The organism is Alcanivorax sp. HI0044 (assembly GCF_001634945.1).
In genome coordinates, this window is the sequence record NZ_LWEZ01000324.1 from 1 (window position 1) to 7,233 (window position 7,233).

Annotated in this window: 8 protein-coding genes; all 8 read right to left on the reverse strand. The window is 57.4% G+C overall.

Going from position 1 to position 7,233, the window contains the following annotated elements:
• Positions 1-347, reverse strand: a 347-nt coding sequence (locus A3730_RS03875; RefSeq protein WP_063537512.1) for a VOC family protein, incomplete at its 3' end; no start/stop codon positions are given.
• Positions 348-500: 153 nt separating this feature from the next.
• Positions 501-1,049 carry a response regulator transcription factor gene (locus A3730_RS03880; protein WP_063519875.1) on the reverse strand — a complete coding sequence of 183 codons (549 nt, stop codon included), beginning with the start codon at positions 1,047-1,049 and terminating at the stop codon, positions 501-503.
• Complete coding sequence (locus A3730_RS03885) at positions 1,042-2,394, reverse strand: ATP-binding protein (RefSeq protein WP_231883837.1); 1,353 nt, start codon at positions 2,392-2,394, stop codon at positions 1,042-1,044. The genes A3730_RS03880 and A3730_RS03885 overlap by 8 nt, the downstream gene beginning before the upstream one ends.
• A gap of 178 nt (positions 2,395-2,572) precedes the next feature.
• Positions 2,573-3,286: an SURF1 family protein gene (locus tag A3730_RS03890; RefSeq protein WP_231880754.1), complete on the reverse strand. Its 714-nt coding sequence runs from the start codon at positions 3,284-3,286 to the stop codon at positions 2,573-2,575.
• 233 nt (positions 3,287-3,519) lie between these two features.
• Entirely contained in the window at positions 3,520-3,915 is a 396-nt protein-coding gene (gene cyoD, locus A3730_RS03895; RefSeq protein ID WP_063521452.1) for a cytochrome o ubiquinol oxidase subunit IV, read from the reverse strand.
• Positions 3,912-4,550 (reverse strand): cytochrome o ubiquinol oxidase subunit III, encoded by a 639-nt coding sequence (gene cyoC / locus A3730_RS03900; protein ID WP_063537516.1) that lies wholly within the window; start codon positions 4,548-4,550, stop codon positions 3,912-3,914. The genes cyoD and cyoC overlap by 4 nt, the downstream gene beginning before the upstream one ends.
• Positions 4,543-6,543, reverse strand: coding sequence for a cytochrome o ubiquinol oxidase subunit I (gene cyoB / locus A3730_RS03905; protein WP_063521340.1), 2,001 nt, complete (start codon positions 6,541-6,543; stop codon positions 4,543-4,545). Before cyoB ends, cyoC begins: the two co-directional genes overlap by 8 nt.
• 35 nt (positions 6,544-6,578) lie before the next feature.
• Positions 6,579-7,233: COX aromatic rich motif-containing protein (locus A3730_RS03910; RefSeq protein WP_197477271.1), on the reverse strand; the 655-nt coding region annotated here is incomplete at its 5' end.

The following is a 7,233-nucleotide window of genomic DNA, read 5'->3' on the forward strand; positions in this document are numbered from 1 at the left end:
CAGGGCGTTTCTTCCATGGGCATTTTAATTTCGCCCCCTTCCGCCAGCGCCGCAAACAGGGTTTCCGCCTCTTTCACACTATCAGCCTGCACACTCAGCGTGGTCCCCTGGGCTTTTTCAAAATACTCTGGCGGGCAATCAGACCCCATCAGCACAATCCCATCACCCTGCAGACAAACATGACAGATATGGTGATGGGATTCCTTTGGCACCTCGTCCGCCATGGGCGACTCGCCCATGGTCAGCTGGAATACGATATCCGCGCCCAGGCAGTCGGCGTAGAACGCGAACGCCTCACGGCAGGTGCCCGGAAAATTCAGATAGGGGTTCAGACGAATCTTGGACATGGCATCTCTCCTTAGAATGAAATTAGCTTTCCCTGACTAGTCGAATGTCATAGCCGCTTTTCGACAGACCACCCTGTTCTTGTAGGAGCGTCGCTGGCGGCGCGCTAACGACCTTATGGGATCGCGCCGCCAGCGACGCTCCTACGGGAAGGGCTACTTCACCCGCTGCTTTTCCAGCTTGCGGGCCAGGGTGCGGCGGTGCATCCCCAGGCGCCGGGCGGTTTCGGAGATATTAAACCCGGTTTCTGCCAGGGTTTCGTGGATGCGTTCCCACTCCAGGGTTTTCAAATCGGTGGCGCGCGCGGTAAGAGACACGTCAGTATTACCTTCCGCGCGGTTGAAGGCATCTTCTATGTCATCGGTGTTGGATGGTTTGGCCAGGTAATGACACGCCCCCAACTTCACCGCTTCCACGGCAGTGGCAATGCTGGCGTAACCGGTCAGCACCACGATCAGCATGTCTTCATCGTGCTCATGCAGGGTCTGCACACAGGCCAGCCCGGACGAATCCCCCTTGAGCTTCAGATCGACCACGGCAAAACCGGGCTCATGGCTTTCCAGCAGAACCTGCATCGATTCCAGACTATCCGCATGAATCACCCGATAACCACGCCGTTCAAACGAACGGGTCAGGGTACGGGCAAAGGCTTCATCATCTTCGACAATCAGTAGCAGCCTTTCAGACTGCTGTTCATCAGACACCGTTGGCTCCTCCTTTTTCCTGCTCCAGCGCGACCACGGACAGCGGCAGAGACAGGGTCACCAGGGCGCCCCCCTCTGGCGAGTTACTCGCCCTCAGGTTGCCACCTAATGTACGCAGTACATTCATCACCAGAAACAATCCAAGACCGCTGCCCGGCCGCCCCTTGCTGGACTGATAAGGCCGTCCCAGATTATCGAGCATCGACTGCGGAAAACCCGGCCCTCGATCTGTCACGGACACCAACAAGGTTTCTTCTTCGCGGTGCACATCCAGGCTCACCCAATTAGGTGAGGCCTCCAGGGCATTATCCAATACGTTGTGAATACTCTGCCTGAGTGCAGAGTCCGACACGATGCTCAGATCCTCACCAAAATCATTGCTATAGACAAAGCCCTTCACCGGCCGGGTTTCACGCCACTCGTCGACCAGATCATCGAGGAACTCGCGTACCGAGGTTTCCTCCGACGATTCCCCGCGAGCCTCGCCCGCCGATAACAGAATACCGCTGACAATGGACTTGCAACGCAATACCTGTGTCTGCATTTCGGCAATTTCCTGGGCCATGTCCCCGTCACTCTTGAACGGTTCCATATGTTTCCAGTCACCCAGAATCACCGACAGGGTCGCCAGCGGCGTACCCAGCTCATGGGCTGCGCCGGAGGCCAGCAGCCCCATGCGCACAATGTGCTCTTCTTCCGCCGCCCGCTGGCGCAACTCCGCCAGGTGTTCATCGCGTTGCCGGCGGTTGCGGGTAATGCGATTGATAAAGATCACCAGCAAACCACCATTGAGCACAAAGCAGATCATCATCCCTTCGATGTAGAGACTGAACAGCCCCTCGGAGTGATCCAGTGGCATGGGTAGCGGATGGCCGTACCAGGCCAGCCAACCAAAACACAGGGTGGTGGTAATCAGAATGACCCAGGTAGACCAGACCTCCAGCAACACCGCCCCCAGAATCACCTGCAACAGATACAGGAACACGAACGGATTGGAGGCACCGCCACTGAGCGCCAACAGCATGGTGAGTGTGGCCACATCGATCAGCAGGGACAGGAACAGCTCGGTATTACCAATCGGCTTCGGCAGTCTCAGGCGCAGCACGCTGACTGCGTTGAGCAACAGCAGGCCAAACAACACCACCAGCATTTGTGACACAGGCAGCTTGATACCAAAACCGTAGTTGACCACCAGAATGGTGGCGAACTGGCCGAACATGGCAATCCAGCGCAGCTGAATCAGTAGCTGCAGGTTCTTGCGGCCAGTCAGGTCATCGCTGCTGCGGCGCAGCGCAGAAAACAGCGACCCAGACAAGGAGCCCTTGGAGGGTGAGGACGACGACATGGTTTCCATAACCCCAGTTTAGTGTAGGTCGCCACTAATAATGCAACTTATGACGGCGCCTTTTTCCGCCACTCAGTGTTGCTTTTCTTTGACGTAGACCCACTATGCCTGCAGAAAAGCGCCTTGATTGGTGAAAAAATGCACTCGACATAAGTCACACAATCAGCGGCGACCTACACTAACGCGTTCGGCGTGAATCCCGCAGTACCAGCCAGGCCGCCAACAGCATGCCAAAGGCAAGGGCGAACCAGGTGATGGCATAGACGAGGTGGTTATTGCGGAACTGGATGACGGTAAGCCCGCCCACCGGCAGTTCACTGACTGTGGCCTGCACATCCACGAAATACGGCGCCACCGGCGACAGCCCCTGACGCTCGGCCATGGCTTGCACATCACGGGAATACCAGCGGTTTTCCGCTGGCACATTGTCCCGGAACACACCGCCACCGGGATGGCTCAGGCGCAGCAGCCCGGTGACGGTGACTGGCTCTGCCGGCGTATATTCGCCCGACTGGGCCGCACCCCGTTTCTCCTGGGGCACAAACCCCTGGTTCACATAGACCCAGCTGCCGTCGGCCCGTTGCAACGGCGCCATCACCCAATAGCCCTGCCCCGCTTGCGTCGCCGCAGAAACCAGCGCAACGGCCCCGGGCCGATACTGGCCGCTCACACTGACATGGAGATACTCATGGGTGTCTTCACTGACAGAGGGCCAGCCAGGTTGCGACGGAGCGATCACCGCTTCGGCATGCACCCGGGCATCCACCCGCGCAATCAAATCTTCTTTCCAGGCCAGCCGCTTCACCTGCCAGACACCCAACGCCACAAAACCGACGAAAGCGACTGCGGTCAACAGCAGAAACAGGAAAGTGAAAATACGCCGACGAGCCATGGTCATGCCTCTTCAAACGTGGCGGGGAGGGAAAGGCGGAGACCGGCAACGCCGATCTCTGCCCTACGCATGAGTGTGTGCTATGTGTTGCGACCGGGGCGTTTCTGCATGCCCCTTGCTTGCTCAGCGTGGTCGGAAGTGTGCAGCTGTTGTGTCTTGTCTCGACGGTCAGGGTGGTCCCCTTTCCTAGAGACAAGGCGCAGCAGATGCGCGCTTCAGGCCGCGCCCTCGGGTCAGCATGACTGAGCATGCAAGGGGGCATGCAGAGACGCCCCCTCCATCATCCCCGGCATCATGTTCACGTTCAGGTTATGCATCACCCACAGGGAACCCGCGAGTGTGATGAATACCAGAATCAGCGTGAAAATCAGCGCCAGCATGTTCCAGCCCCCTTCCGAATGGAAGTTCATGTGCAGGAAGAACACCATGTGCACCACAATCTGTACCAGCGCAAAGCCCAGGATCACCATCACCGTGGTGGTAGAGCTTTCGAATACATCGCCCATCACCAACCAGAACGGAATCACCGTCAGGATCACCGCCAGCACGAAACCCGTCAGGTATTCCTTCAGGGAAACGTGGGGAATCTCCGCATCGTGATGATCATGATCGTGTGTATGCTCGCTCATGGCAGCACTCCCATCAGATAAACGTAAGTGAACACGCCAACCCAAACCACGTCCAGGAAGTGCCAGAACATGGACAGGCAGAATACCCGGCGCTTGTTTTCCGGGATCAGGCCGTGCTTTTTCAACTGGAACAACAAGGTCACCAGCCACACGATACCGAAGAACACGTGCAGACCGTGGGTACCCACCAGAGCGAAGAAGGCCGTCCAGAAGCCACTGGTCTGCGGGCCCGCGCCCACATGAATCAAATGATGGAATTCATACAGTTCCAGGCTCAAAAAGCCCAGCCCAAGCAAGCCGGTAACGGCCAGCCAGAACATGGTCCCTTTCACCTTGTTGGCCTGCATCTGCAGCATGGCGAAGCCATAGGTGATGGACGACACCAACAGCAACGAGGTGTTGATAGCGATCAAGCTCAGATCGAACAATTCCATGCCGGTGGGCCCGCCCGCATAACTGCGGCCAAGCACCCCGTAAGTGGCAAACAGACAAGCGAAGATCAGACAGTCGCTCATCAGGTAAATCCAGAAACCCAGCAGGGTCCCGTTCTGGGGGTGATGATCCCCCTTCACCAGAAACTCCAGCTGGCCGTCCTGCGTGCTGTTCGCGTCAGCAGTCATGGTATTTTCAGACATTGGCAAGCTCCCGTGTACGTTCTGCTTCAATCCGTTCTACTTCTTCCGCCGGAATGTAGTAATCACGGTCGTAATTGAAGGTGTGATAGATAGCTGTGCCGATCAGCGCCACAAAGGACACACCCGCCAGCAACCACATGTGCCAGATCAGAGCAAAACCAATCACCACACTGATACCGGAGAGCACGATGCCCGCCCAGGTACCCTTGGGCATGTGAATCGGGATAAAGCCGGATTCAGGGCGCTGGAAACCGTGCCGCTTCATCTGCCACCAGGCATCCAGCTCGTGAACGCGTGGCGTGAAGGCAAAGTTGTACGGCGGCGGCGGAGAGGATGTGGACCACTCCAGGGTACGGCCATCCCACGGATCACCGGTTTCATCCTTCAAGGACTCGCGGCGCATGAAGCTCACCACCAGCTGAATGATGAAGGCAGCAATGCCCACCGCAATCAGTACCGCACCGAAGGCAGCAATCTGGAACCAGATTTGCAGGGACTGATCCTCGAAGTGGCTGACGCGACGGGTCACGCCCATTAGGCCCAGCACGTACAGAGGCATGAACGCGAAGTAGAAACCGATCAGCCAGAACCAGAAGGACATCTTGCCCCAGAACTCATCCAGCTTGTAACCGGTGGCCTTCGGGAACCAGTAGGTAATACCGGCGAACAGACCGAACAGCACGCCGCCGATGATCACGTTATGGAAATGCGCAATCAGGAACAGGCTGTTATGCAGCACGAAGTCCACCGGCGGCACCGCCAGCAACACACCGGTCATACCACCGATCACGAAGGTGACCATGAAGCCCATGGTCCACAGCATGGGCACATCGAACTTGATGCGGCCCCGGAACATGGTAAACAGCCAGTTGAAGATCTTCGCCCCCGTGGGGATCGAGATAATCATGGTGGTGATCCCGAAGAACGAGTTCACGCTGGCCCCCGATCCCATGGTGAAGAAATGGTGCAGCCATACCAAGTAGGACAACACGGTAATCACCACGGTGGCGTAAACCATAGAGGTGTAGCCAAACAGCGGCTTGCGGCTATAGGTGGCCACGATCTCGGAGAAGATACCGAACACCGGCAGGATCAGGATGTACACCTCGGGGTGGCCCCAGATCCAGATCAGGTTCACGTACATCATGGCGTTACCGCCCAGATCGTTGGTGAAGAAAGCCGTATCCAGGTAACGGTCCATGGACAGCATGGCCAGCACCGCCGTCAGTACCGGGAATGCCGCCACAATGAGAATGTTGGTGCACAGAGAGGTCCAGGTGAACACCGGCATCTTCATCAGGCTCATGCCCGGTGCGCGCATCTTGACGATGGTCACCAACAGGTTAACCCCCGACAACAGCGTCCCCACCCCGGCGATCTGCAACGCCCAGATGTAGTAATCCACCCCGACACCGGGACTTTGCAATATCCCCGATAAAGGCGGGTAGGCCAGCCAGCCGGTCTTGGCGAACTCACCAATAAACAGGGAGACCATCATCAACACGGCACCGCCGGTGGTCATCCAGAAACTGAAATTGTTCAGGAACGGGAAGGCCACATCGCGGGTACCGATCTGCAACGGAATCAGGTAGTTCATGATCCCCGTCACCAGCGGCATGGCCACGAAGAAGATCATGATCACGCCATGGGCGGTGAAGATCTGGTCGTAGTGATGCGGCGGTAGGTAGCCGGTGGCGTCGCCAAAGGCCATGGCCTGATGCAGGCGCATCATGATGGCATCGGCGAAGCCACGCAGCAGCATCACCAGGCCAAGAATGATGTACATGATGCCGATTTTCTTGTGGTCGATGGTGGTGAACCACTCGTTCCACAGGTAACCCCACAGCTTGTAGCGTGTCAGGGCGGCGAGCAGCGCAATGCCACCCAGCGCCACCACGGCAAAGGTGCCGAGGATGATCGGATCATGGAAGGGAATCGCGTCCCAGGTAAGGCGACCAAAGATCAGCTTGGTCAGGTCCAGGTTATCAAACATGGGCGGCACCTACTGCGTTTGCGATCAGGAGAGGATTATTCATGGTGGCCTCCATGAGACTGATGGCCGGCATGATCTTGATGATCGGCATGCTCAGCCTTGGCATCGCCGTGATGACCGGCGTGCTTGTCCATGCCGCCGTGGTACATCATGTCTTCCATACAGACTTGGCCCGGTTCCACGCAGCGATTGAAAATGCCGTAGTAAAGCGTCGGGTCTACCTGGCCGTAATAGCTCACCGGGTCATCAATGCTCGGCTCTGCCAGTTGCAGGTATTCATCACGGCTCAGGTTCCCGTCGCTGGCCTTCACTTCCTCAACCCAGCTGGCGAAGTCTTCTTCGCTAAGTCCGTGGAAGTCGAATTTCATCTGCGAGTAACCGGCGCCACTGTAGTTGGCAGAAAAGCCCTTGTAGACACCCGGCTCGTTGATCACCCCATGCAGCTTGGTTTCCATACCCGCCATGGCATAGATCTGCCCGGCCATGGCCGGAATGAAGAAGGAATTCATCATGGTAGAAGCGGTGATCTTGAAGCGAATCGGGTGATTCACCGGCGCCGCCAGCTCATTGACGGTGGCGATCCCCTGCTCCGGGTAGATAAACAGCCACTTCCAGTCCAGCGCCACCACTTCCACGGTGAGCGGCTCCAGGCCTACCGGTACCGGGGTCTGCGCATCAATACGGTCCAGC